We start from the raw sequence: 25257 nt of genomic DNA, 5'->3' as shown, positions 1-25257 counted from the left end.
GCTCATGCTCTGGCTGGCGTTGCTGGTCGCCATCGCCGTGCTCCGCGCGACCAACCGTTACCTCGTGGACGTGGCCAACCACCACGTATCGCCATACCTGCCGAAGTTGCTCGAGGAGCTCACGGGCTCGCTCAGCTTCGGCGCCTTCCTCCCCGTCCTCTTCCTGATCCTGCGCCGGGTGCGCTGGACGTGGCTCACGCAACTGGCGATCTTCGCCGGTCTGTCGATCCTGCAGACGAGCGCGATGATCCTCCTGCGGCAGCTGGTGTTCGCTGCTGCGCGGCTCCCGGAATACGCATACGGCTTCGGTGTCTGGCGCTACCTGATGGAAGTGCCGACGCAGCTGTTCTTCTACGTCGTCATCGTCACCGGCTTCTGGCTCTTCGAGCGCTACCGCGAGGGCAGGGCGCGCGAGCTTCGCGCCGCGCAGCTGGAGTCGGCATTGTCGGAGGCGCGCCTCGAGGCGCTGCGGCTGCAGCTGAACCCGCACTTCCTCTTCAACACGCTCAACGCCGTTTCCGAGCTGATGTACGAGCGCCCCCGCGTCGCCGACGAAATGCTCTCGCGCATCGGCGCGCTGCTCCGCGCCACGCTGTCCGCAAGCGGGCAGGAGCACAGTCTTTCCGACGAGTGGCGGCTGGTGTCGCTGTACACGGACATCCAGCGCGTGCGCTTCGGCGAAGGCCTCGACGTGTCGCTCGACAATGATCCGTCGCTCGACGAACTCCGTATTCCTTTCCTCCTGCTGCAGCCTCTGGTGGAAAACGCCATCGAGCACGGCGGCAGCGGCGACGAACGACGCGTGCGGATCGACGCGTCGCGCCAGTCGGGACGGCTCACCGTGCGTGTGCGCGATTCCGGCGGCGACACGAACCGGCGCGGCGGTCACGGCATCGGTCTCGGCAACGTCGGAGCTCGGCTGCGTCATCTCTACGGCGACGACGCCGGCGTGCAGCTGGAGCCAGCCGCCGAGGGCGGGAGCGTGGTCACGGTCTGGCTGCCCGCGCGTCGTTGGGAGGCGGCATGACGTTGCGCGCGGTGGTCGTCGACGACGAGGCGCCCGCGCGGGCGAAGCTGCGTCGCTACCTCGCCGAGTGCGATGGCGTGCGCTGGGTGGGCGAGGCGGTCGATGGGCCGTCGGCCGTCGCGCTGATCCACAAGGAGCGCCCCGATGTCGTGTTCCTCGACATCAGCATGCCGGGCATGGACGGCTTCGGACTCCTGCAGGCGCTGGGCGATCCGCTGCCCGCCGAGATCGTGTTCGTCACGGCGCAGGACGACCAGGCGGTGCGCGCGTTCGAAGTGCACGCTTTCGACTACCTGCTCAAACCTGTCGGACCGGAACGGTTCGCGCGGGCCGTGCAACGGCTGCGCGCGACCGTGTCGCCCGCGCTGGGCATCGCCGGGCGGGTCGAGGGCCTGATCGACGGCGCGCCGCCGCCTGCCCATTACCTCGAACGCGTGCTGCTGCCCGCCGGCGAGGGCGCGGAGCTGGTGCGCGTCGAGCGGATCGATCGCATCGAGGCGGACCGCAACTACCTCGACGTGCATGTGGACGGTCAGAGCTATCGCCTGCGCGGCACGCTCGACGCGATGCTCGGTCGCCTGCATCCCGCGCACTTCGTCCGCGTGAACCGCTCGACGATCGTCCGCCTGGACGCCATCCGGCAGATCCAGCCCTGGCCCGACGGGGAACGCAGGCTCCTCCTGGTCGATGGTGCCCGGGTGACCTGGACGAAGCGGTACCTGGCGAACGTGCCGGAAGGTCTGGGCGTCTAGACTTCCCACAGCTGAGCTCATGTGTGTCGTTCGTCCCGGCCGTTGCGGCCTTCGTCCCAGCCGCACCTCGGAACCCCCGGCGGGCGCCGCATGCTCCGTCCCTACCCACGGCGGAGTTGGCCCATGCCTCGCAAACGCACCCTCATCGTTACCTGTGTCGCCGGAGCGCTCGCCCTCGCCATCGGCGTCGCCATCCCTCCCGCGCATGACGCGCTGCGGGTCGCCGCCGGCGTCGCCGCGCACCACGTCTGCTCGATGACCTTCGTCGCCGGGCAGGAGCCGCGGCGGACGGTCGACGAACTGGTCGTGCCCATGATCGGCCCGGTGGCCGCCGCGCTGCTGACACCGCACGTGTCGCGCGCGACGCGTGCCGTCGAGGTCTCCGGCCCGTTGACCGTCCTCGCCCGCGCGAGCTTCACGCCGGGGTTCGGGTGCCGGCTCGATCTACCGGGGAACACGGCGCTGACCGCCGATCCGACAACCCACCGCGCGGCGAACGACGCCCTGTCCCAGGCTGGCATCGTCCCCGCGTCGCGGCCGGCGCTGGCCGCCGCGCTGGACGCCGTGTTCGACGAGCATCCGGACAAACCGGTGAAACGCGTCAAGGCCGTCGTGATCGTGAAGGACGGGCGCATCGTCGCGGAACGCTACGCGCAAGGCGTCGACGAACACACGCCGCTACTGAGCTTCTCCGTCGCGAAGTCATTCACCAACGCGTTCCTCGGCATCCTCGCGCGCGACGGGGCGGTCGACATGACGCGTCCGCTCGACGCGCCCGAGTGGCGCGGTCCCGGCGACCCGCGAGCGACGATCACGGCCGAGGATCTATTGCGCATGCGCAGCGGGCTGGCGGCCGAAGAGGCGGAATCCGCGTTCAGCCCCGTCGCCCGGATGGAATTCCTCAACGCCGACATGGCGGGATTCGCGGCCCGCATGCCGTCGAAGGAACCGCCGGGGAGGACGTTCGAATACACCTCGGCGGATACCCTGCTGCTCGACCGGATGATCGGCGGGAAGGTCGGCGGAGGCGCCGCGGGGATGCGGGCCTTCGCGCGACGGGAACTGTTCGACCGGCTCGGGATGGGCGACGTGACCATGGAGTTCGACGGGCAGAGCACGTTCGTGGGCTCGACGTATGTGTACGCCAGCGCGCGCGACTACGCGCGGTTCGGCATGCTCTACCTCGACGACGGCGTCGCGCCGGACGGCGGGCGGATCCTGCCGGAAGGCTGGGTCGCGTGGTCGCGCACCTCGACGCTGGGTGCGCCGTACGGCGCCGGCTTCTGGACGAACGACGGACCGAGCGAACTGGCGGCCCTGCGCGTTTCGGCGGGCTTTCCGAAGGACGGCTTCTTCGCCAGCGGCACGATGGGCCAACGGATCTACATCGTGCCCTCGCAACGGCTGGTGATCGTCCGCTTCGGCTACTCCGCGCCGCCCGAGTACGGCATCCGCGACGACATCGCCCTGATCGCCGCGGCCATCGCGGAATGAAGAAGGCATTCGCGCCCGAGCCCGCCTGCCGTCGGGTGGGAGCGCGCTCGCGCGCGAACGGCGAGCCTCAACCTTTTCGCGTGACGCCGGTCAGGTCGGCGAACCGATCGATCACCGCGACCGCGCCGGCGCGATGGATGTCGAGTCCCTTGTGATAGCCGTAGCTCACGAACACGAGGTCGATGCCGGCGTCGCGCGCGGCGAGCATGTCGCTTTCCGAGTCGCCGACCATCAGGGTATCGGCGATCGCCACGCCCGCCTCATCCGCGAGATGACGCAGCGGCACGCCGCTGGGCTTGCGCTCGGGCAACGTGTTGCCGCCCACGATGCCGTCGATGTACGGCAGCATGCCGCGCGCTTCCAGCAACGGCCGGACGAATTCCTCGTTCTTGTTCGTGCAGACCGCGAGCTTCACGCCTTGCGCGTGCAGCGTCGCGAGCGTGTCGACCACGCCGTCGTACGCCACGGCATCGAGCGCCGTCTCGCCGTAATGCACGAGGAAGCCCGGCATCACCGCGTCGATGTCCGCGTCGCTGCCGGCGTGGCGGAACGCATAGGTGATGAGCTTGCGCGAGCCTTCGCCGATCCATTGCTCGATCTGCGCGTCGTCGTAGGTCGGCAGTTTCCAGTCGCGAAGGGTGCGGTTCACCGATTCGGCGATGTCCCTGACGCTGTCGACGAGCGTGCCGTCGAGATCGAAGATGACGAGGGAATACGGGAAGGCCAAGGCGGACGCTCCGGCAAAACAGGCATTCTAAGCCTTCGACGCCGCCACGGGCACACGCGGGGCGGGCGGCGCCAGGCCGTGTTCGAGCAACGCCACCGCGTGCCGCGCGATCACCTGCGCGTCGACGTGCCTGCGCAGTGGATCGTCGGCCCATTTGCGCAGGCCGGCCATCGGCAGGAAGGTGAGGGCGGAGATCGTGGTCATCAGCAAGGCGGGATCGAGGTCCGGATTGATCCGGCCTTCGTCCTGCCAGCGGCGGATGGCCGACAGCAGGGCGGACAGGCGCTGTGGATCGGTACGCGCGCGCAGGTGCTGCTTGAAGAGGTCGTCCTCCCGGAGCAGTTCGCTGATGAGCACGGGGCCCATCCAGGGCTCCTCGACCGCGACCTGCACGAACCGTTCGGCCAGTCGCGTGAAGGCCGCGACCGGGTCGTCGGCATGCTCCGAGAAGATCGCGTCGACCCGCGCGCGCATGGGCGCGATGCGCTCGTCGACGATCGTGGCGAAAAGCTGCTCCCGGGTCCGGAAGTAATAGTGCACCGCCGCAGGTGTCATGCCGGCCGCGCGGGCGATCGCGGCGAGGGTGGTCTCCGCGTAGCCGTTGCGCGCATAGAGTTCCAGCGCGATGCCGATCAGGCGTTCGCGCTGATCCGGCCCATCGGGCTGGCTGGGCGGGCGACCCGGGGGGCGTCCTCGTCGGGCTCTGGTCGTCGTCATGCGGGGTTCCTTCGATCGGCGCGGCCGGGGAGGCATTGTCGGACGATTGACGCCGACGCCAGCGGCCCATATATTAACTCAGCCATTAATTAATTACAGGTCCATTGGCGTGACCACCGATCTCGCGCGCAAACCCGCCGCCCCACGGCCCCATGTCGACACCGCGACGCCCGACGAGCGGCCGCGGCCACCGTCGCTGCGGCTGCTGTTCACCGCGCTGATGATGGTGATGCTTCTGGCGGCCCTCGATCAGACGATCGTCTCGACGGCGCTGCCGACGATCGTGGGCGACCTCGGCGGCTTCGACCGCCTCTCGTGGGTGGTCACGTCGTACCTGCTCAGCTCCACCGTGGTCGTGCCGCTGTATGGCAAGTTCGGCGACCTGTTCGGTCGCAAGATCGTGCTGCAGGTCGCCATCGTCATCTTCCTCGCCGGATCGGTGCTGTGCGGACTCGCACAGGACATGACGCAGCTGATCGTCACGCGCGCCCTGCAGGGTCTCGGTGGCGGGGGCCTGCTCGTCATCACCATGGCGGCGGTCGGCGACGTCATCCCGCCGGCGGAGCGCGGAAAATACCAGGGCCTGTTCGGCGGCGTGTACGGGCTGGCGACCGTGATCGGTCCGCTGCTGGGCGGCTTCATGGTCGACCACCTCTCGTGGCGCTGGATCTTCTACGTGAACCTGCCGCTCGGCGCGTTGTGCATCGCGGTCATCGCCGCGGTGTTCCATCCACACGCCCGCCATGTGAAACACACCATCGACTACTGGGGCGCGGGCTGGCTCACGCTCGCGCTGAGCTGCCTGATCCTGTTCACCACGGAGGGCGGCTCGACGCTGCCATGGGATTCGGCCGAGCTCTGGTGCTATCTCGCCGTCGCGCTCATCGGCATGGTGGGATTCGTCTACGAGGAAAGCGTGGCGGCGGAACCGATCATCCCGTTGCATCTCTTCCGTCACCGCACGTTCCTTCTCAGCTGTCTGGTCGGCCTCTTCGTCGGTGCCGCGCTGTTCGGCGCCACGACGTTCCTGCCGCTGTACCTGCAGGTGGTCAAGGGCGTCTCGCCCACGGGTGCCGGCCTGCAGCTGCTGCCGCTGATGGGTGGCGTGCTGACCAGCTCCATCGTCTCGGGGCGCCTGATCAGCCGCATCGGCCGTTATCGCGTGTTCCCGATCGCCGGCTGCGCCATCGCCACGGCGGCGCTGCTCCTGCTCGGTACCGTCGGCGACGGGGATCCGATCGCGTTGATCTACCTGTATGCGGGTTTTCTGGGGCTCGGTCTCGGCATGGTGCTGCAGGTGCTGATCCTTGCCACGCAGAACAGCGTCGAGGCGCGGCACATGGGCGTCGCCACCTCGGGCGTGACGCTGTTCCGCTCGATCGGCGGTTCCATCGGCGTCTCTGCCTTCGGTGCGATCTTCACCAACGGCTTGCGCTCGCGCATGCAGGATCTTTTCCGCGATGGCGCGACCTCGCCGCGCGCCTTTTCGCCCGAAGCCGTGCGCGCCATGCCGGCCGCGGTACACGAACGCTATCTGCATGCGTTCGGCGCGTCCCTGCACACGGTCTATCACGTCGCCGCCGTCGTCATGGCGATCGGCTTCGCGATCGCGTGGGGACTTCGCGACATACCGCTACGCCAGGCGGCCCGCGCCTAGCCGAACGTGAAGGCGTAAGCCTGCACGCCCGGGCCGTCGAAGACGATCTCGACGATGCGGTCGCCGATCTCGCCCTGCTGGCGTACCAGCTGGTACATGCGCGGCGTCGTGACGATGCCACGGCCCTCGGCGTCGACATCCACGCCGTGGTTGGCGCCCGGTGGCTTGCCGTCGATGAGGACGCGGAAGCGCACCGGCGTTCCCGGCGTCGAGGGCCCCATCACGAGGTGGACGTCGCGCGCGTGGAAGGCGAAGACGATGCGCGAGGACGCCGCCTCCGCACGCGCCGATTCCTTGCCGACGGTCCAGTCGCCCGCGAACGCCCAGTGATCGTCGTCGAGCTTTCCGGGCGCCGCATACGCGCGGCGGCGGTCGCGCGCGACGTCCTCCGTGGATTCGAAACGCTCCGCGCGCGCGTACCCGACGTACGTTTCCGGCGTCCGAAGATCCTGCCAGTCGGCCTGAACCTCCACGCCCGCCGTGGGTACGCTCGTCAGTGGCGGAGGAAGGCCGGTCTGTCCGGCCTCCGCCAGCAGCTGGCGGATGATCGCCTCGGTCTGTGCGTACTCGCCCTCGCCGAACACGTGGTGGCGGATGCGTCCCTCGGCGTCGACGACGTAGAGCGCCGGCCAGTACTCGTTGTCGAAGGCGCTCCAGACGCGATGGTCGCTGTCGACCGCGACCGCATAGCCCGGCGCGATGTCCCTGACCGCCTGGCGCACGTTGTCGATGTTCCTCTCGAACGCGAACTCCGGTGAATGCACGCCGAGGACGACGAGGCCGTGCTCGCCGTAATGCTTCGCCCACGCGCGGAGGAACGGCACCTGGCGCAGCGAGTTGATGCAGGAATACGTCCAGAAATCGACCAGCACGACCTTGCCGCGGAGCGAGGCCGGTGTCAGCGCGGCGCTGCCGATCCACGCCGTGGCGCCATCGAGCGACGGAAGACGGCCCTCGACGGGCAGGGCGCCGCGGACGGCGGGCGAGGGTGCGTTCTGGGCGCTGAGGTTCGACGCGCCGAAAGCCAGTACGAGGGAAGCGATGAGCAGGGTCCGGATCATGGCGGCGGTGGGTCGTGAGGCTGATGGGAGTCCTCCATCTAACTACGTCGCGCCGCGAAACGCTTGCACGACCCACGCTCTTACAAGGCATCCAGGCGCAGCCGATGGAACCGGCAGGTGTCGACGCGTTCGACGGTCGAGGAGCGGCCGTCGCGGAACGTGACACGAAAGCGGCGGAGGCAACCGCCCTCCGGCAGACGCAGCGTGGCCGTCGCCAGGCCGCCTTGCAGCGGTTCGCCCAAGGGAACGTCGACCCACGCCCCCGATCCGGCATCCGCCACCTCGAGCGAGGCGATGCTGGCGAACGACGCGTTGACCACGGTGAACAGCTTCGACGGCAGAGCCGTCCGGTCGGCCGCGTGGCTGACGAGGGGCAGGGTGGCGGCGAGGGCGATGAGGACGAGACGGGTGGCGTGCATGGATGTCGCTCCTTGGGATGGCGACACCATCGAAGCGCCGCGCCCAGCGCGCGGGAAGCGATCCGGGACGAATCGTCGGGCGAGCGGGACGAGTCGTAGCGCGCCGAGGTTTTGCTTGACGGCAGAACGCAGCCGTCCAAGCATGCGACCCATGGCTCACGCGAAAAGGCGCGGTGAATGAAGGTTCGGCTCGGCACGGCGGAGATCGGTCTCGGACGGTACCTTGGTCTGTGGACGGCGGTCGCGTTGGTGTTCGCGATCCAGCGCCACCTCCACGCCCAGCTCGGCGGCCCGGAGTTCGATGCCATCGATTACCTGCGCTGGTCGCTGATCGAGTGGTACACCTGGGCCGGGCTGGCACCGCTCGTGTTCCGTCTCGCCGAGAAATACCCGATCCGCGGCGAGGTGCGTCTGCGCGGGCTCGGCATGCAGCTGCCGGTAAGCGTGGGCGTCACCCTGCTCGCGATGGCGATCGGAGCTCTGGTATCCACCGTGTTCGAACCGAGCGGCTTCGGCGAGCAGCTGCGGCAGTTCATCGGTCAGCACTTCGCGACCGGTCTGCTGACCTACTGGGCGCTGTTCGCCATCCGTCAGGCGATGGCGCTGCATGCGGAGAAGGTCCAGCGCGAGATCGAGGCAGGGCGTCTCGCCACCGAGCTCGCCCAGTCACGCCTCCGCGCGCTGAAATCGCAGCTGCAACCACACTTCCTGTTCAACACCCTGCACGCGATCGCCACGTTGCTCAAAGACGACGCCCTGACCGCCGAGGACATGCTGCTGCGGCTGAGCGAGCTCCTGCGCGCCTTCCTCGAGGACTACGACGGCCAGGAAATCTCGCTGCGCAAGGAGCTCGTTTTGCTGGACCTGTATCTCGGCATCCAGCGTGTGCGCTTCAAGGATCGCCTGACGACGCGCATCTATCTCGATCCCGACACGATCGAGTGCGCCGTGCCCAGCCTGATCCTCCAGCCGATCGTCGAGAACGCCATCCGCCACGGCATCGGCGAGCGAGTCGGTGCCGACCACATCGAGATCGAAAGCCGCCGTGAGGGCGACAGCGTGCTCATCGAGGTGCGCAACCGGAACAGCGTCCTTGGCGACCGGAAGGCGCCATCCGGCCACGGCATCGGCTTGAGCAACACCGCGCTGCGACTGCGGGAGCTCTACGGCGACGCGGCCGAGGTCAGGCTCGACATGGTCTGGCCGGAAGGTGTCGTATGCCGGTTACGACTCCCGTTCCGCGAGGCCGCCGAGGTCGACGACGATCCGGAGTTCGTCGGCGCATGAAGATCGCCACCCTGGTCGTCGACGACGAACCGATCGCGCGCAAGGCCGTGATTCGCCTGCTGGAGCAGGACCCCGACATCGCGATCCTCGGCGAATGCGGCGACGGCCTGTCCGCCGTGAAGGCGATCCGCGACCAGTCGCCGGATCTCGTCTTCCTCGACATCCAGATGCCGGCGATCACCGGTATCGACGTCGTCGGTACCATCGGCGCTTCGCGCATGCCGGCCACGGTGTTCGTGACCGCCTTCGAGCAGTACGCCGTGCGGGCGTTCGAGGCGAACGCGGTGGACTACCTCGTGAAGCCGTTCGGCCGCGAGCGCTTCGCGGAAACCCTGCGTCGCGCGAAGGCGCGCCTCGGCACGCGCGTCGCGACGGATGCGGGCGGGGCCGCCATCGCGCAGGTGCTGGAAGCGTTGCGTCGCCGGGACGATTACCTCGAGCGTGTGCCCGTGCGGGTGGACGAGCAGGTGACGTTCGTGGACGTGGGCGACATCGTCTGGATCAAGGCGAACCGCAACGTCGTCGAGCTGCATCTCGCCGACCGCGTGCACGAGCTGCGCGAAACCATGGCCTCGCTCGCCGGGCGGTTGGATCCGAAGCAGTTCGCGCGCGTGCACCGCTCCGCGATCATCAACGTGCGCCGCGTCCGCTCGATCCATCCCTGGTTCAACGGCCACCACGTGGTGACGATGGATACCGGGCAGAAGCTTCGCATGAGCCGCTACCAGCAGGAGGCCTTCCTGCGGCTGGTGTCGACGAAGGGTGTGAAGGAAGGCGACTAGCGACGGGTCGCGAACACCCCGTCGAGCGCGAGCTCCGCGCGGAAACCCGCCTTCTCCAGTCGGCGCGCGACCTCGCTGGGCACGTCGCGTCCGCTGGTGAGCTTGTTCGGGCTGCCGGTGTAATGGAACAGGCGACCACCCTTGCGCAGCACCCGCGCCAGTTCGCCGTAGAACGCCTGCGAGTAAAGCTCGCCCGCGATGCCGAAGCGGGGCGGATCGTGCAGCAGCGCATCGAACGACGCGTCGGCGAGGCCAGCGATCGCCTCCGCGACGTCGGCGTGCTCGAGACGCAGCCGGCCAGCGGCTTCCGCTGAATCCGGATCGGGCGACCAAGGGTTCAGCGTGCGCAGCCAGAGCACGTCCGCGTTCTTCTCGAACGACTGGATGTGGGCGACGCCGGCGTCGAGGCAACACGCGGCGAAGTAGCCGAGGCCTCCGCAGGTGTCGAGCACGCGCTTGCCGCGCGGCTCCACCAGCGCCACCTTCCGGCGCGCGTCGTCCAGGGGGGATTCCTTCGACGTCGGCAGCATCTTGATGCCGTCGATCTCGAACGTCGGCACGCCCCACGTCGTGGGGACGAGCTTGATCAGCGAGCCGGAGAAGCACGACACGACGTCGAAGCCGTCGCCGTCCCAGGCGTAGATCGAGCGGTCCTTCAGCTTGCCGGGCCACGGGTAATCGACGTTCCGCCAGCGCCATGTGTCCGGTCCGAGCGATGCTTCGCCGGTCGACCTGCCCAGATCGAGGGAGCCGGTCCACGTGACGCCGCCGGCGTCGCGCGCGGCCGCCATGGCTTCGGCGACATCGCGGGTGAGCAGGGGGCCGGCATAGTGCGTCACGACAGGATCCTCGCGCCGCCATGAAGCGGCGCAAAGGAACCGATGGTACCAACTACGCGGCCTGACGCGTGAACACGTCGCGCTGGTTCCGCACCCGGACCGAAGGGCGAAGATCAGAACGCGTCGACGTCGATCACCGCCTTGGCGAACGCCTCGGGCGCTTCCTGGGGGAGGTTGTGGCCGATGCCGCCGGTGATCGTGCGGTGCTCGTACCTGCCCGAGAAACGTTTCGCGTACTGCGACGGATCCGGATGAGGCGCGCCGTTCGCGTCGCCTTCCAGGGTGATCGTCGGCACCGTGATCGTGGGCGATGTCGCCAGCTTCGCCTCCAGGGCATCGAACTTCGCCTCGCCCTGTGCGAGGCCGAGACGCCAGCGATAGTTGTGGATGCTGATCGCCACGTGGTCCGGATTGTCGAAGGCGGCCGCCGAGCGATCGAACGTCGCGTCGTCGAAGTGCCACTGCGGCGACGCGAGTTCCCAGATCAGCCGGGCGAAGTCGTGGGTGTACTTCGCATAGCCGGCCTCGCCGCGCGCGGTGGCGAAGTAGTACTGATACCACCATTGCAGTTCCGCCTTCGGCGGCAGCGGGGCGACATTGCCCGCCTGGCTGCCGATGAGGTAGCCGCTGACCGACACGAGCGCCTTGACGCGTTCGGGCCAGAGCGCCGCCACGATGTCCGCCGTGCGCGCGCCCCAGTCGTAGCCGGCGACGATCGCCTTGTCGATCTTCAGGGCATCCATCAACGCCAGCGCGTCGGCGCCGAGCGCCGCCTGCTGGGCGTTGCGGGGCGTGTCGGGCGAAAGGAACCTCGTGGCGCCGTAGCCGCGCAGATACGGAATGACGACGCGGTAGCCCCGGGCGGCGAGGATCGGCGCGACGTCGACGTAGCTGTAGATGTCATAAGGCCATCCATGGAAGAGGATCACCACCGGGCCCTTCGCGGGACCGTCCTCGGCGTAGGCGATCTCGAGCACATCGGTCTTCACGGTCTTCATCCGCGCGAACGACGTATGCCCACCGGTCGCCGGTGCCGGTGCCCCTTTTCGGCCCGCCGGCGCAGGCGCCGCCTGCGCCAGGTCGCCGAGGCCGAAACCGAACGAAGCGAGCGCCATCGCGCTGTTGCCCATGAATTGCCGCCGCCGCTTGTCGTAGGTATCCATCGTCTCTCTCCGGGGTCGTTGACGTGCGCGCCGGATGGCGCCTCGGTGACCACTCTAGGCCCCGGTTTTGTCGGGAAATTGCACGTGCTTCCGCCCTATTGAAACGTTCTGTAACCCCCACCGGCGCCGATACGTTCGGTTACAAATCGGCCCCGACGGGGTGGTCCATCACGTCCCGGGACCAGGGATGCCCTAAGATCGGCCCATGAACGAGGGGGCATCGGACATCGCGAATCCGCCGAGGCGCGGCCGCCTGGCATGCGTAGGCATGGGCATGACGCTCGGCTCGCACCTGACGCCGCTCGCGCGCAGCCACATCGCGCAGGCCGATGTCGTGTTCGCAGGGCTGTCGGACGCGATCGTCGAGGCCTGGCTGCGGGAGATGCATCCCGACGTGCGCAGCCTCCAGCCGTACTATCGCGAGGGGAAGTCGCGGATGCGCACCTATCGCGAGTGGGTGGACGTGATGATGACCGAGGTCAGGGCGGGCAGGCGGGTCTGCGGCGTCTTCTACGGGCATCCCGGCATCTTCGCGTGGTCGCCGCACAAGGCCGTCGAAACGGCGCGCGCCGAAGGCTTCGAGGCGCACATGGAGCCCGGCATCTCGGCAGAGGACTGTCTCTACGCGGATTGCGGCATCGATCCCGGTCGCTTCGGCTGCCAGCACATCGAGGCCAGCCAGCTCGTCCTCTACGAACGGCGCATCGATACCGGCGGCTATCTCGTGCTCTGGCAGGTCGGCGTGGTCGGCGACCGCTCGCTCGGTCGCTTCGCGACCGGCATGGCCTATCGGCAGGTCCTTGTCGACGTGCTGCTGGAAGACTATCCGCCCGAACACGAAGTCATCGTCTACCGCGCGGCCACGCTCCCGGTCGACCGGCCGCGCATCCGGCGTGCGCCGCTCGCCGACCTGGCCGCGCTGCCGCTCACCGCCGAGGAGACGGTCATCCTCCCGCCCTATCAGCCGCTGCGCAGGAACCTGCGCGTGGCCGCCAGGCTCGCCGCGATCGACGCGGCCGATCCCGCCGCCTCTTCGTAAAGCCACGGATGCGTCGGCCGTTAACGAATGCAGGGGCATGGTCGCGTGCCATGACCGGGAGGGCAGGGGACTTCATGTGGAAAAGGACGGATTGAACCGGTGAGGCGCTGGCTCGCCATCGCGCTGCTCGCCCTGTGTGGCATGCCGTCGCCGGCCGGCTTCGCCGCGGCGGTCGATAGCGTGTCGGCCATGTTCGCGCACGTCGAACCGCTCCGTTTCTCCGACCATCCCCGCTTCGTCGAAGGTCTCGCCCGTCTGCGCGCCATGCAAGCGTCGATGACACCCGCCGAGCGCTGGCATCTTCGCTATCTGGAAGCGTGGGAAGACACCTTCACGGGGAATTACGCGCACGCACAGGACGAGCTTCGGACAGTGGCGGCCGATTCCGGCGACCCCGTGCTCGCGACGAAATCGAACGCGCTGTTGCTGAGCAACCTGGCCGCGAACCGACAGTACGGCGACGCCTTCGCCCTGGCCAACCGGCTCGTGCCGACGCTGCCGACGGTGAAAGACGCCGAGGCCCGCTGGGCGTTGCTGTTCAACCTGTCGCAGATGTTCGTCCTGGCGGAACAGACGGACCTCGCGCTGCGCTACGCGGGCATGCTGGAGCCGGGAACGTCGCCGCAGCGCCATTGCGCGGTTCTCGGCCTGCGCATCGCGGCGCTCAGCAAGCGCAGCCTCGCGCTGCCGTCGTCGAACCCCGCCATCGGCGAGGCGATCGACGCCTGCGTCGCGGCCGATGTCGTCGTCACGGCGAACATGGTCCACCTCGTGCGGGTGGACCGTCTGCTCGACGAAGGTCGTCCCGAGGACGCGATCGCGGAGCTCGACGGGATCGACGAAAGCGTGCGGATGATCGGTTACAACCCCCACCTCGTCGCCACGGCGGAACAGCGCGCTCGCGCCCTCGAGGCCTTGGGACGATCGGGCGACGCACGTCGCGCGGCTCTGGCCGGTCTGGCCCACACGCGGCCCGGCGACGTCAGCGAATGGCTGAAGGAGCTCTACGGCGTCCTCTACCGCGTGGAGAAGGCGCGGGGCAACAACGCTGCCGCGCTGCGCTATTTCGAAGCGTACGCGGCGCAGGACAAGGGATACCTCAACGACATCACGGCGCGCAACCTGGCGTTCGAGCTGAGCACGCAGCACGCGGTGTTGCAGAAGCTCGAGACCGAACGCCTCGTCAAGGCGAACAACATCCTCCTCTTGCAGAAGGAACTGGAGACCAGCGCGGTAGCGAAGAGCCGGCTCTTCATCCTGCTCCTGCTGTGCGTGGTCGGCTCGGTGGTGCTGTGGCTCTTCCGCCTGAAGCGGTCGCAGATGCGCTTTCGGAAGCTCTCGCAGCACGACGGCCTCACGGGCGTCTACAACCGCCAGCATTTCATGAGTGAAGCGGCACGGCTCCTGCCGGCGCTGCAGCGGCGACGGGCACCCGCGTGCCTCGTCTTCATCGACCTGGATCACTTCAAGCAGATCAACGACACGCACGGACACGCGATCGGCGACGCGGTGCTGCGGCGGGCCGCGGCGCTCTGCCGCGGGCAACTCGGTCCGCACGACCTGTTCGGCCGGCTGGGGGGCGAGGAATTCGCCGTGCTGTTCGTGGACCGCGGCCGGGATGACGGCGTCGCCGCCGCGGAGGCGATGCGCGCCTGCATGGAGGCATCACCCGTGATCGAGGACGGACACATCGTCACGTATGCCTGCAGCGCGGGACTCGCCGCCACCGACAGCTCAGGCTACGACCTCCAGGATCTGTGCCGCGACGCGGATAAGGCGCTCTACCGCGCCAAACGCGCCGGTCGCAACCGCGTGAGCGCCGAGGTCCGCGACGACCGTCCGCTCACGATGAGGAGCGGCTGAGTGGCGCGGCTGCCAGGTCGCGACGCTGAAGCGCCTACCAGGCGAAGCTCGTGAGCCAGGTGCGCTCATCCAGCGGCGTCCACGACAGCGTGACGCGTCGCCCCACGTCGAAGCGCGCCGAAAGCGGCGCGGCGACTTCCGCCTCGATGACCCGCGCCTCCGGCGACAGCGCGAGGATACGTAGCGCCGCGAAATCGAAGAAGCGCCCCACCGACGCGGCGGTCGCTTTGTAGAAACTCTCCTTGGCCGAGAAGGCGAGGGTGAGGACGACCGGCCAGCCCAGGCTCGCGGCCGCGCGAGCCAGGGAATCGCGCTCCCCGCGGTCGATGACCAGCTCGCGCACGGAATCCAGAACGGCAGGCGCGATCTGCCGCTCGATGTCGATGCCGATGCCGGAGAGATCGCCGCCGGCGCGGGCCGCGACCGCCACCGCGACGTCGTCGGTATGCGACAGGCTGCCGAGAAAGCCCCGCGGCCACGCCGGAGCCCGGTCCGGCGCGATCGCGATATCGGTGGCGTCGCTGCCGGCGGCCTTCAATGCAGCGAGCGCGACGCGGCGGCCGGCGATGTACTCGGCCTGGCGCTTCGGCACGCTTCTTTCGATGGAGGGCGGAAGGGCGATGCCATACCGGTCGAAGTCGGCCAGCTCGAAAGCGGCGACGTCGAAGGCGAGCGCGAACGCATCCGGTAGCGCGGGGCGCCCTTCACCGAGAGGGATCCGCCGCCATGCACCGCCGTTGTCGGTTTCAGCCATCGACGAACCTCTGCGAGATGGACGGAAGGATAGCGCCTTCCGTCCGTCCGGATAGTCGTTCAGAGATCGAACGACGCCGACACGTAGAACGTGCGCGGCTGGCCCTGGGTCAGGTAGCCGCCATTGGCGGAGGCCCAGTAACCCTTGTTGGTGACGTTCTGGACGGTGAGGCGGAAGGTGACCGGTACGCCTTCCAGGTGCGTCGTGGTACGGGCGCCGATGTCATACGTCGTCCAGGCCGGGACCTTGAGGTCGTTGGCGTTGTCGAGGTACTGCTTGCCGGTACGGACCGCGCGGGCGCTCAGCGTGATGTCCGGGGTGTGCGGCACGTCCCACTCCACGCCGGCATTGGCCTGGAAGCGCGGCACGCCGATGGCGTCCTTTCCGTCCGTGAGGCCCGCCTGCGTCTTCACCTGTTCCGGACGCACGTAGTTCAGGCCACCCAGGAGGCGGACGCTCTCCACGGGCTGGCCGAAGAAGCTCCACTCGACGCCGCGGTTGCGCTGCTCGCCGTCGACGACGTACGTGTTGGTGGTGGCGTCGACGTAGGCGCTGGGCTGCTTGATCTGGAAGAGCGCGAGGCTGCTGCCGACGCTGCCGGCATCCCACTTCACGCCGACCTCGTTCTGCTTCGACTTGTACGGTGCGAACACCTGGCCGGCGTTGGTCACGGGCAGGCTGTTGAACGTCAGCGGCGCTTCGCCGCCCTGAGTCAGGGCTTCGATGTGGTTGGCGTACACCGACCACTGCTCGGCGAAGCGATAGTTCACGCCGATCACCGGCGTGGTCGCGTACTGCTCGTACTCCGAGTTCTTGGCTCCCGGGCTGCCGTAGTCGTAACCCAGTACGTGGAGCTTCTGGCGACGGGCGCCGAGGGTCACTTCGAGCATGTCGCCCATGAAGCCGAGCGTGTCGGACACCGCCAGGCTGCGCAGCTGCGTGCGCCCGGTCACGCCGGGATCGGCGATGGGCCCGATGTCGTAGATGAAACCCGGCGCCGGCACGTACGTCGGGGCGTAGATGTTCGTCTCGATGGCACCGAACGCCGACCCCGCGTACGCGGCCTTCTTGCGGAAGGTGAGCGCCGAGAAGCCGACGTTCACGCGGTGCGTGATCTCGCCCGTCTCGAATCGCGCGTTGAAACCGGCTTCGCCGGTGGCCGTGTCCGCGATGTACGGCACCGTGAACCGGTACTCGGTCGCCGCGCCGGCGACGTTCGCGAGCGTCGGGCTCACGTAGTCGCCGAACTCGTTGCCGTGGTGCGCGCCGGCGGCCACGTATCCCGTGAGCCAGGGCGCGAAGTCGTATTCGGCGCGTACCACGCCGAACGTGTCCTCGAGCGACGAGTTGGACCACGGCTGCGCGTAGTTGGTCTTCGCCGACGGAGCGCGCGGCACGCGGGTGATCGCTCCGGGATACACGACGGCGCGACCACCGGTGATCACCTGTTTCTGATAGCCGACGTCGGTGGTGATGCGCAGGTTCTCGCCGCGGTAGTCGAACGCGACGGAGGCGGCGGTGACACGGCGCTGTTCGCCGTCCACGGCCGTGCCGCCGTCGCGATGCACCGCGTTCACGCGGATGCCGTATTCCTTGTTGGCTCCGAAACGGCGGCCGACGTCGACGCTGCCGCCGACCTGGCTGTCGCTGCCCCAGTCGAGGCCGATGCGGGTGATCGGGGTGTCCTCGGCGCGCTTCGGTGCGATGTTGATGTTGCCGCCGATGCCCGAACCCGACGGCGTGATGCCGTTGAGGAACGCGCTGGCACCCTTGAAGACCTCGACGCGGCTGACGAGCTCCGGGGCGAGCAGCTGGCGGGGCAGCAGGCCGTAGAGACCGTCGAACGCGATGTCGTCGCTGAAGATCTGGAAGCCGCGGATCGTGAAGACCTGCGAGAAGTTGCCGTAGCCGTTGCCGACACGCACCGCCGGATCGTTGCTGACCACGTCGCCAAGCGAGCGTGCCTGCTGGTTGCGGATCAGCGTGTCCGTGTAGCTGGTGATCGCGAAGGGGACGTTCATCGCGTCCTGATTGCCCAGCACGCCGAACCGGCCGCCACGCGCCACCTGGCCGCCGGCATATGCGGCGGTGGGCGGCGCCACGTTCGCCTCCACCTGCACGCCCGAAAGGGTCGTCATATTGTCGCGCTTCTGCGGGTCGGCGACGTCAGGCGCCTCGGCGGCATGAGCGACGCAGGCGGCCGAAAGGGCCATGAGGACGGAAAGGGCGAGGGCGCTACGGCGAAACGTCATGGAAGATCCCAAGGGCAGCGAGGGCCCTGAATGCGAATGTAAATGAGAACCGGTCGCAAGTATGACGTAGATTTAACGTCGAGGCCACCGAATCCCGCGACGCACCGTAGGAGCGCACCTGGTCGCGACAGCCTTTCGCGCCAGTCCCGAATCTGGCGCGCCAGCCTGTGAACCGGGGCGAGAAGCTGTCGCGGCCGGGTCCGCTCCAACAGGTGTGGCGACGATGCCGCTGTGGGAGCGCACCTGGGCGCGACAGCCTTTCGCGCCAGTCCCGAATCTGGCGCGCCAGCCTGTGAACCGGGGCGACAAGCTGTCGCGGCCGGGTCCGCTCCCACCTGGCTGGCAAGGCGATGCCGCCGTGGGAGCGCACCTGGGCGCGACGGCTTTTCGCGCCAGTCCCGACTCTGGCGCGCCAGCCTGTGAACCGGGGCGACAAGCTGTCGCGGCCGGGTCCGCTCCCACACGATGGCCGCGATGCCGCCGTGGGAGCGCACCTGGGCGCGACGGCTTTTCGCGCCAGTCCCGACTCTGGCGCGCCAGCCTGTGAACCGGGGCGAGAAGCTGTCGCGGCCGGGTCCGCTCCCACACGATGGCCGGGATGCCGCTGTGGGAGCGCACCTGGGCGCGACAGCCTTTCGCGCCAGTCCCGAATCTGGCGCGCCAGCCTGTGAACCGGGGCGAGAAGCTGTCGCGGCCGGGTCCGCTCCCACAGGTGTGGCGACGGTCGGGTTACCGGCGACGGGAGAGGGCGGTGGTGCACAGCGCGACGACGAGCGCCGCGAGGGTCAGGATGCCCACCCAGTAGATCGCGCCGAGCGCGGCGCCTTCGCTGAGCAGCGCGATGACGAAGGAGCTGGCTAGCGCGAGCCATCCGGCGGCCTTCGCGAGCCAGGTGGAACGACGCGATAGCGATTTCCCCACGACATCGCGCTGGTGCCGCGACATCCCGAGGCAGAGCGCGGCGAAACCGGCGATGGCGACGAGCACGCTCGCGGCGATCACGCGGTCGCATCCCGTGCGATGCGCGTCTTGCGCGGAAGGGCGATGGGGCGTCGATCCGCCTTCCACGCGGCGAAAGCGAACAGCGCCGCCGCGACGAGCATGCAGGCGTCGAATCCCGCGAACACGAGGTCGCCGTCACGCAGGCTGGGAACCAGGCCACGTTGGGTGGTCACCGCGTTGACGACGGGTACGGCGAGGTAGGCCACCGCGACGAGGCCGAGCGACTCCACCCATGCGCGCCGTGGCGGACGCAGGAAGACGTAGAGGAGGAGCGCGCCCCAGCCGAGGAATAGGGCATCGCACTCCGCCGCGGCGCGCGCGACCATGCCCGACGGAAGAAGCCGGTTGGCGAGAAAGTAGACGGCGATGCCGAACGGCAGGCCCGAGATCGTCGCGATGTTCAGGCGCTCGACGAGGCGGAACCCGAAGTGCGGGCGCGACGGGTCGGGCAGGCGCTGGCGGCGCTTCGCCGTCCACAGCACGAGACCCGTGGCGACCATCGCGCAACCGCTCAGTCCCGCGAGGAAATAGAGCCAACGAAGCGCGGCAGGCGCGAAGCGGCCCGCATGCAGTCCGACCATCACGCTCTCGGTCTGCGCGGCGGCGCCCCTGGCCGGAGGCGGGACGTGCATTTTCCCGGTCGCGCCATCGAAGGAGAGCGTCTCGCCCCGCGTGCCGATCGCGGCACCGGTATCGCGCGTGATCTTCACGACCGAGTGGGCATCGCCCGGAAGCGCGATCGAGATGTACCCAGGCTCGGCGCCATGCCAGCGCTCGCGGGCCTGGCGGATCATGGCGGCGATGGGGGCGACCGGCGCGGGCCGACCCGAGCGCGTCGGTGACGTGTCCGCGCCGAACCGGTCGCGGGCGTAATCGACGGGTCGCTCGTACGCCGCCGCGACGCCCCACGGCATGTACTGGGACATGAGCGTCACAAGCCCCGTGTACGTGATCATGAAATGGAACGGCAACGCGAGCACCGCGCTGAGGTTGTGCGCGTCGAGCCACGAGCGCTGTCCCTTGCCGAAGCGCAGCGTGAAGAAGTCGGCGAACATCTTCTTGTGCGTGATGACGCCGCTGACGATCGCCACCAGCATGAACATCGCCGCGAGGCCGACGGCCCAGCGGCCCCAGAGCACCGGCACGTAGTGCAGGTCGAAATGCAGGCGATACAGCAGCCACCCTCCCGTGGTGTCGCGCGCATCGATTTTGCGGCCCTGGCCGTCGACCATGAACGCGTGGTCGCGCCACTGACGGAAGGTTTCGCCTTTCTCCTTCCAGTAGGCCATCGCGGCGACGGAGCGATCTCCCGGCAGCTGGATCGTCCACGTTTCCGCGCCCTGCGCATGCGCCTGCAGGTAGGCCATGGCGCCTTCCGCCGAGGCGACCGGATGCCGTTCGCCCCGGATCTCCGGCTGCATCCAGCGCGTGATCTCGTCCTGGAAATACGCCGTGGTGCCCGTGACGAAGACGGCGAAGAGAAGCCAGCCCAACAGCAGGCCCACCCACGTGTGCAGCCAGGCCATCGACTGGCGGAGGCTTTCCTTCATGCGGCACCGCCGTGCATCGACAGGTATAACGCGACGGCGGGCGGAACGCAGAGGGCGGCGAGCCAGAGCCATGCCCGCGTCGCGGTCGAGACGGCGAAGGCCATGATCGCCACGCCCGCGTAGACGGCGAACGAGGCGAGCGTACCGGTCATGACCGCCTCGACGCGCGGCATGGGCAGCCAGCGCGCCATCGTGGCGGCGGCGAGCGCGGCGGCGACGTACCCGCCCAGCGAGGCGACGACGATGCGCGATGCGACGTTTGCCGCGGAGGTGATCCGCGATGGGTGCATGGTCGTCACGACGGACGGCGAAGGCGATGGAAGCGATGCATGGAATCAGCCCGGGGAGTCGACGGCGAGCGCGGCGTCCGCGCGCGAAAGGGCCGACGTGGCTTGCGAGGGGCTGGCTGGTCGAGCGGCGAAAGTCTACACGAGTTGGCGCTACGGCGTGACCGGATCCGCTGCGCATGCCCCGCGTGGTGTACGCTTCGCGCCCGGCATCCGACGCGGATCATCCACGCATGGCTCTCAAATCCACGGTGTTCAAGGTCGAACTGCAGGTCAGCGACATGGACCGCCATTACTACCAGACCCATGCCCTCACCATCGCGCGGCATCCTTCCGAGACCGACGAGCGGATGATGGCCCGGGTGCTCGCGTTCGCGCTGAATGCGGACGATGCGCTGGCGTTCGGCAAAGGCCTCAGCGCCGACGACGAGCCCGATCTGTGGAAGAAGGATCTCACCGGCGAGGTCGACCTCTGGATCGAACTTGGCCAGCCCGACGAGGCGGACATCCGCAGGGCGGCGGGTCGCGCGCGGCGCGTGATCGTCTACACGTACAGCGGCCGCGGCGCCGAGGTCTGGTGGAAGAAGCTCGGCCCGGCCGTGGCGCGGACGCGGAACGTGTCGGTGATCGACATCGACACCGCCACGGTGCAGGCGTTGGCCGCCCTCACGGAGCGCACCATGCAGATGCAGTTCATCGTCCAGGATGGACACGCCCAGGCCATCGTCGGTGAATCGATGATTCCGGTGGAACTGAGCGTTCTGGCCGATTAGACGGCCATTCGCGGTGCGACGCCGCGACGAAAGGCGCGCGTTCCTGCAAGACGCTGCGTGTCGCCCGTTCCGATACTCGGCGTTGGCGCCGCCCGGCCATGGAAGAGCGGGCACCTCGAACCAGGACTCCCGAGTGATCGAGCGACCCTCGCCACCGTGGCAGGGTCACGGAGGGGTTTTGCCATGTCTTCTGCGATGTCGATCTCGTTACGGCGCCCATGGATCACGGCGGTTCTCGCCGCTGCCGTCGCCTTCGTCCCTGGGCCCGCGGCGCATGCCGCCACATCCACCGGTAGCCTGGCGGCCGACGCACCCGGAAATTCCGGCGACACGTCGATCCGTCCGTTCCCGAAATACCACGCCAGCGACGAGCAGCTGGCCGACCTGAAGCGGCGGATCGCCGCCACGCGCTGGCCGTCGAAGGAACTGGTCGACGACGCGACGCAGGGCGTGCAGCTGGCGACGATGAAGAAGCTCGCCGATTACTGGCAGCACGACTACGACTGGCGGAAGGTGGAGGCGCGCCTGAACGCGCTGCCGCAGTTCGTGACCACGATCGACGGCGTCGACATCCACTTCATCCACCTGAAGTCGAAGAACAAGAACGCGCTCCCGATCATCATCACGCATGGATGGCCCGGCTCGGTCATCGAGCAGATGAAGATCGCCGAGCCGCTGGCCAATCCGACCGCCCACGGCGGCAAGGCGTCCGACGCGTTCGACGTCGTCATCCCGTCGCTGCCCGGCTACGGATTCTCCGGCAAGCCCGAAGCGGTGGGCTGGGATCCGCAGCACATCGCCCGGGCCTGGACCACGCTGATGACGCGGCTGGGCTACAAGAAGTTCGTCGCGGCCGGTGGCGACTGGGGCGACGCGGTGACCGAGCAGATGGCGGTGCAGGCGCCTCCGGGCCTGCTGGCGATCAACAGCAACATGTCGGCGACGATCCCCGACGACATCGCGAAGCTGCTCGCCGCGGGGGCGCCCGCGCCCGCGGGGCTCGGTCCGGAAGAGCAACTCGCCTATGCGCAGCTGGACGACTTCTACAAGCACGGCCTGGGCTACGCGCAGGAGATGACGAACCGGCCGCAGACGCTCTACGCGCTCGAGGACTCGCCGATCGGTCTGGCGGCGTGGATGCTCGACCACGACATCCGCAGCTACAAGATGATCGTGCGCGTGTTCGACGGACAGACGGAGGGTCTGTCGCGCGACGATATCCTCGACAACGTCACGCTCTACTGGCTCACGGAAACCGCGGTATCGTCGGCGCGGTTGTACTGGGAAAACAAGCTCAACTTCTTCGAGCCGAAACACATCACCATCCCGGTCGCGGTCAGCGTGTTCCCCGACGAGATCTACGCGGCACCCGAGAGCTGGGCGAAGAAAGCCTTTCCCAACCTGATCCACTACAACCGCCTGCCGAAAGGCGGTCATTTCGCCGCGTGGGAGCAACCGGCGTTCTATGTGACGGAAATCCGCGACTCCTTCCGCGGGTTCCGCAAGTAGCGATCAGCGCGGGATGGGCGACCGACCGCCGCTCATCCCGCGAAACCGCCTTCGTCGAGGAACGCCTGCTCCTCGGGCGTCGTGGCTCGCCCGAGCTGACGGTTGCGGTGCGGAAAGCGGCCGAAGCGGACGATCACGTCGCGGTGCGTCCGCGCGTAGGTCAGGTACGAGCCGCCAAGTGCTTCGAACAATCGCATCGAGGTGTCCTGGTCGGCCGGGTCTTCCGAGTGCTCGAACGGCAGGTAGCAGAACGCGCGCATGTCGTGGTCGAGTTCGCGGTCGAGGCCCTTGTCGAGCATGTGCCTGGCGACGAAGCGGGCGAGGGGATCGGTCGCGTACATGTGCGCTGTGCCGCGGAACGCGTTGCGCGGAAACTGGTCGAGAAGCAGCAGCAGCGCGAGGCAGCCGTCGGCGGTGTCGAGCCACGCGTCGAGTTCCCGGCGTGCGGCCGCCAAGTGCGCGCCCATGAAGTGCTCGCGGAATGAGCGGTCGAATGCCGGATCGCTGGTGAACCAGCTGTCGTAGCCGGCGTCGCGCCAGAAGCGCACGACGCGTTCGGCGGTTTCAGGGACGCGGCGTGTCGCGGCGATGTCGTTCATCCGGGCGGCTCCAGCAAATCCCGGATGATAGCCCGCGCGCTCGTCGACAGTCAGGCGCGCCATTACAAGCGACCTCGAGGCCACGAATCCTGCCGCGGAGCGACCGAGGTGGGAAGGACGATGCGCTCCGCGGCAGGGCGACCGTGGCCGGGTCGCGATTGCACGATGGGCCATCGATGGCGGACGGAGCGCGCACGAATGCACAACTCCGCTTCAACATCATGAATGGCCGCGCGAGCGGCAGCTTCCCCACAGCGCGATGGAAGCTAGTCGGGGGTATGCCTAGCGGCTCTGGCCAGCCGTCGATGACGTGGCGGGCGCGGCGGCCGTGCCCGACCGGGCGGCGTTGGTACCCGGCACGGCGCTGTTGGCGTCGTTGTGGCGCGTGCAGGCGGTCGTGGCGGCGAGAAGGAGAACGGCGAGCGTGGCGATCCTGACGGCTTGCATCTTCATGCGGGCATCCTCGTGCGGGCGTTGGTCGTGCCTAGCATCGGTCGGTCGCCGTGCATCGTCCGTGCGGCATCGGCTGTCCCCCGAACACATTGCTGAGCGCCGCGCCGCAGCGCATCGGCGGCACGCGCCGCCGCCCGGTCAGGTGCCGTCCGGATGCGCGTCGAGCCACGACGTGGCGAACACGTCGAGCGTCGTCTTCGGCGGCACGACGAGACCGTTCGCATCGATGAAGCGCCGGGCGGCGAGGATGAACCCCTGCCTGGCGCGAGCCGACGCCTGCCTCGCCGCGGCTTGCTGTTGGCGAAGACGCACGATCTGCGCCGACGGCTGTCCGGGCTTCGCGAACTTCTGGTAGCGGCGCAGTTCGTCGGCGACGACGGCGGTGTCGCGAGCCGCCTGCTCGACGGCTTCCCGGGCGAGACGCAGCGAGGCGAGGAGGGTGGTCGCCGGGTCCGTCATGCCTGCGACGCGTCCTTGCCCGTGAGCCGCTTCGACCAGTCTTCGACGCTCTTCGACTCCAGGCGTCGGCGCGCGTGGCGCCGCCAGCTTTCGGCCAGCGTGGGCAGTTCGGCCATCGCGGACAGCGCGTCGTAGTCGAGGCGGTCGATGTAGAAGATCCTCCAGACACGCTCGATGGTCCACGCGGGGGTGACCCGGTCGATCCGCTCGAGGCGATCGCCCGGGGACACATCGCCTTCCTCCAGCACCCGGTAGTACCAGCCGGTGCGCCCCGACTGCTGGAGCCGCAGCGCCATGTCCCGCGTGTCGAAGCGCAAGTTGAGCTTCCAGCAGGGCTGGCGTCCCTGGCTCACCTGCAGCACGGCGGAGCCGAGACGGAAGACGTCGCCCACGGCGACACCCGTCTCGACCAAGCCCTGCGTCGACAGGTTCTCGCCGAACGCGCCCGGTTCGTCGAGCACCGGCCTTGCCGGTAACTCGGCACGCCAGGCGGCGTAGTGATCGAACGGGTAGTGGTGAATCGCCTTTTCCGGGCCACCGTGCACTTTCAGGTCGGCCTGCGCATCGGAGGCAAGGCCCGTGGTCGTGATTCGCACCGCGTCGTGCACGGGACGCTTGTGCATGGCGCTGACCGCGCCGGCATCGCCCAGCGCGGCCACCGGCCCGGTCATCACGTACCCGATGGGGTAGGCGTCATTCATGCTGCTTTCCATACCACGCTATTCGTCGACGTCCATTGTGCCTTTCCGACGGTGCCCGGGCGAGGAGCGAAGCGCGTCCCGGATCGCGGCC

25 protein-coding genes are annotated in these 25257 nt (G+C 68.5%); 10 read left to right on the top strand and 15 right to left on the bottom strand.

Annotation, left to right across the window (positions count from 1 at the left end):
• The first annotated feature begins 4 nt into the window (after positions 1 to 4).
• From J2X58_RS05525 to J2X58_RS05515, 3 genes are all read left to right on the top strand, one after another.
• The gene (locus J2X58_RS05525) at positions 5 to 1027 is read left to right on the top strand and encodes a histidine kinase (protein WP_310046895.1); all 1023 of its coding nucleotides are present in this window, start codon (positions 5 to 7) and stop codon (positions 1025 to 1027) included.
• Entirely contained in the window at positions 1024 to 1779 is a 756-nt protein-coding gene (locus J2X58_RS05520; RefSeq protein WP_310046893.1) for a LytTR family DNA-binding domain-containing protein, read from the top strand. The genes J2X58_RS05525 and J2X58_RS05520 overlap by 4 nt, the downstream gene beginning before the upstream one ends.
• A gap of 123 nt (positions 1780 to 1902) precedes the next feature.
• Positions 1903 to 3273, top strand: coding sequence for a serine hydrolase (locus J2X58_RS05515; protein ID WP_310046892.1), 1371 nt, complete (start codon positions 1903 to 1905; stop codon positions 3271 to 3273).
• A gap of 67 nt (positions 3274 to 3340) precedes the next feature.
• Here the strand turns inward: J2X58_RS05515 and J2X58_RS05510 are convergent, their stop codons facing one another.
• Both J2X58_RS05510 and J2X58_RS05505 read right to left on the bottom strand, forming a co-directional pair.
• Positions 3341 to 4000: an HAD-IA family hydrolase gene (locus tag J2X58_RS05510; RefSeq protein ID WP_310046889.1), complete on the bottom strand. Its 660-nt coding sequence runs from the start codon at positions 3998 to 4000 to the stop codon at positions 3341 to 3343.
• A 27-nt stretch (positions 4001 to 4027) separates the two neighbouring features.
• Complete coding sequence (locus J2X58_RS05505; RefSeq protein WP_310046888.1) at positions 4028 to 4717, bottom strand: TetR/AcrR family transcriptional regulator; 690 nt, start codon at positions 4715 to 4717, stop codon at positions 4028 to 4030.
• Positions 4718 to 4826: 109 nt separating this feature from the next.
• On the opposite strand from J2X58_RS05505, the gene J2X58_RS05500 reads away from it, so the two are divergent.
• Positions 4827 to 6374, top strand: a complete 1548-nt coding sequence (locus tag J2X58_RS05500; protein ID WP_310046886.1) for an MDR family MFS transporter — start codon at positions 4827 to 4829, stop codon at positions 6372 to 6374.
• On the opposite strand, the gene J2X58_RS05495 is transcribed toward J2X58_RS05500, so the two are convergent.
• Together J2X58_RS05495 and J2X58_RS05490 are read right to left on the bottom strand one after the other, a co-directional pair.
• Positions 6371 to 7435, bottom strand: coding sequence for a thioredoxin-like domain-containing protein (locus tag J2X58_RS05495; RefSeq protein WP_310046885.1), 1065 nt, complete (start codon positions 7433 to 7435; stop codon positions 6371 to 6373). The two genes, J2X58_RS05500 and J2X58_RS05495, sit on opposite strands and share 4 nt — an antisense overlap.
• A gap of 80 nt (positions 7436 to 7515) precedes the next feature.
• Complete coding sequence (locus tag J2X58_RS05490) at positions 7516 to 7854, bottom strand: hypothetical protein (protein ID WP_090053385.1); 339 nt, start codon at positions 7852 to 7854, stop codon at positions 7516 to 7518.
• Between the two features lie 177 nt (positions 7855 to 8031).
• Between J2X58_RS05490 and J2X58_RS05485 the strand changes: the two genes are divergently transcribed.
• Positions 8032 to 9141, top strand: a complete 1110-nt coding sequence (locus tag J2X58_RS05485) for a histidine kinase (protein ID WP_310046883.1) — start codon at positions 8032 to 8034, stop codon at positions 9139 to 9141.
• On the top strand, positions 9138 to 9923 hold the full coding sequence (locus J2X58_RS05480; protein WP_090178997.1) for a LytTR family DNA-binding domain-containing protein: 786 nt from the start codon (positions 9138 to 9140) through the stop codon (positions 9921 to 9923). The genes J2X58_RS05485 and J2X58_RS05480 overlap by 4 nt, the downstream gene beginning before the upstream one ends.
• On the opposite strand, the gene J2X58_RS05475 is transcribed toward J2X58_RS05480, so the two are convergent.
• On the bottom strand, positions 9920 to 10762 hold the full coding sequence (locus tag J2X58_RS05475; RefSeq protein WP_310046880.1) for an SAM-dependent methyltransferase: 843 nt from the start codon (positions 10760 to 10762) through the stop codon (positions 9920 to 9922). The genes J2X58_RS05480 and J2X58_RS05475 overlap by 4 nt on opposite strands.
• Positions 10763 to 10875: 113 nt before the next feature.
• Entirely contained in the window at positions 10876 to 11925 is a 1050-nt protein-coding gene (locus tag J2X58_RS05470; RefSeq protein ID WP_310046878.1) for an alpha/beta hydrolase, read from the bottom strand.
• A 205-nt stretch (positions 11926 to 12130) separates the two neighbouring features.
• Here J2X58_RS05470 and J2X58_RS05465 point away from each other — a divergent pair, with 205 nt between their 5' ends.
• Together J2X58_RS05465 and J2X58_RS05460 are read left to right on the top strand one after the other, a co-directional pair.
• A complete protein-coding gene (locus tag J2X58_RS05465) occupies positions 12131 to 12964 on the top strand; it encodes an SAM-dependent methyltransferase (protein WP_310046876.1) in 834 nt (277 codons plus the stop codon).
• Positions 12965 to 13063: 99 nt separating this feature from the next.
• A complete protein-coding gene (locus J2X58_RS05460; RefSeq protein ID WP_310046873.1) occupies positions 13064 to 14827 on the top strand; it encodes a GGDEF domain-containing protein in 1764 nt (587 codons plus the stop codon).
• Positions 14828 to 14861: 34 nt separating this feature from the next.
• On the opposite strand, the gene J2X58_RS05455 is transcribed toward J2X58_RS05460, so the two are convergent.
• The 5 genes from J2X58_RS05455 to J2X58_RS05435 all read right to left on the bottom strand — a co-directional run bounded on the left by J2X58_RS05455 (position 14862) and on the right by J2X58_RS05435 (position 20675).
• Positions 14862 to 15581, bottom strand: coding sequence for a 4'-phosphopantetheinyl transferase superfamily protein (locus J2X58_RS05455; protein ID WP_310046870.1), 720 nt, complete (start codon positions 15579 to 15581; stop codon positions 14862 to 14864).
• A gap of 59 nt (positions 15582 to 15640) precedes the next feature.
• Complete coding sequence (locus J2X58_RS05450) at positions 15641 to 17833, bottom strand: TonB-dependent siderophore receptor (protein WP_310046868.1); 2193 nt, start codon at positions 17831 to 17833, stop codon at positions 15641 to 15643.
• A gap of 729 nt (positions 17834 to 18562) precedes the next feature.
• Positions 18563 to 18835: a DUF3325 domain-containing protein gene (locus J2X58_RS05445; RefSeq protein ID WP_310046866.1), complete on the bottom strand. Its 273-nt coding sequence runs from the start codon at positions 18833 to 18835 to the stop codon at positions 18563 to 18565.
• Positions 18832 to 20385, bottom strand: coding sequence for a PepSY-associated TM helix domain-containing protein (locus J2X58_RS05440; protein WP_310046864.1), 1554 nt, complete (start codon positions 20383 to 20385; stop codon positions 18832 to 18834). The genes J2X58_RS05445 and J2X58_RS05440 overlap by 4 nt, the downstream gene beginning before the upstream one ends.
• Positions 20382 to 20675 (bottom strand): DUF3649 domain-containing protein, encoded by a 294-nt coding sequence (locus J2X58_RS05435; RefSeq protein ID WP_310046862.1) that lies wholly within the window; start codon positions 20673 to 20675, stop codon positions 20382 to 20384. Before J2X58_RS05435 ends, J2X58_RS05440 begins: the two co-directional genes overlap by 4 nt.
• 230 nt (positions 20676 to 20905) lie before the next feature.
• On the opposite strand from J2X58_RS05435, the gene J2X58_RS05430 reads away from it, so the two are divergent.
• Together J2X58_RS05430 and J2X58_RS05425 are read left to right on the top strand one after the other, a co-directional pair.
• Positions 20906 to 21445: a YaeQ family protein gene (locus J2X58_RS05430; protein WP_090055706.1), complete on the top strand. Its 540-nt coding sequence runs from the start codon at positions 20906 to 20908 to the stop codon at positions 21443 to 21445.
• Between the two features lie 183 nt (positions 21446 to 21628).
• Positions 21629 to 22954, top strand: coding sequence for an epoxide hydrolase (locus J2X58_RS05425; protein WP_310046860.1), 1326 nt, complete (start codon positions 21629 to 21631; stop codon positions 22952 to 22954).
• A 32-nt stretch (positions 22955 to 22986) separates the two neighbouring features.
• On the opposite strand, the gene J2X58_RS05420 is transcribed toward J2X58_RS05425, so the two are convergent.
• The 4 genes from J2X58_RS05420 to J2X58_RS05405 form a co-directional block, all read right to left on the bottom strand.
• Complete coding sequence (locus J2X58_RS05420; protein WP_310046858.1) at positions 22987 to 23553, bottom strand: DUF924 family protein; 567 nt, start codon at positions 23551 to 23553, stop codon at positions 22987 to 22989.
• Positions 23554 to 23835: 282 nt separating this feature from the next.
• Entirely contained in the window at positions 23836 to 24006 is a 171-nt protein-coding gene (locus tag J2X58_RS05415) for a hypothetical protein (RefSeq protein WP_310046857.1), read from the bottom strand.
• Positions 24007 to 24144: 138 nt separating this feature from the next.
• Complete coding sequence (locus J2X58_RS05410) at positions 24145 to 24465, bottom strand: hypothetical protein (RefSeq protein ID WP_310046855.1); 321 nt, start codon at positions 24463 to 24465, stop codon at positions 24145 to 24147.
• Positions 24462 to 25166 (bottom strand): MOSC domain-containing protein, encoded by a 705-nt coding sequence (locus J2X58_RS05405; protein WP_310046854.1) that lies wholly within the window; start codon positions 25164 to 25166, stop codon positions 24462 to 24464. The genes J2X58_RS05410 and J2X58_RS05405 overlap by 4 nt, the downstream gene beginning before the upstream one ends.
• Positions 25167 to 25257: the final 91 nt, after the last annotated feature.

The organism is Luteibacter sp. 3190 (assembly GCF_031456385.1).
In the GTDB taxonomy this organism is placed as follows: Bacteria; Pseudomonadota; Gammaproteobacteria; order Xanthomonadales; family Rhodanobacteraceae; genus Luteibacter.
The sequence above is the reverse complement of the archived record's forward strand: the minus strand, read 5'-3'. Positions and strand labels throughout refer to the sequence as shown.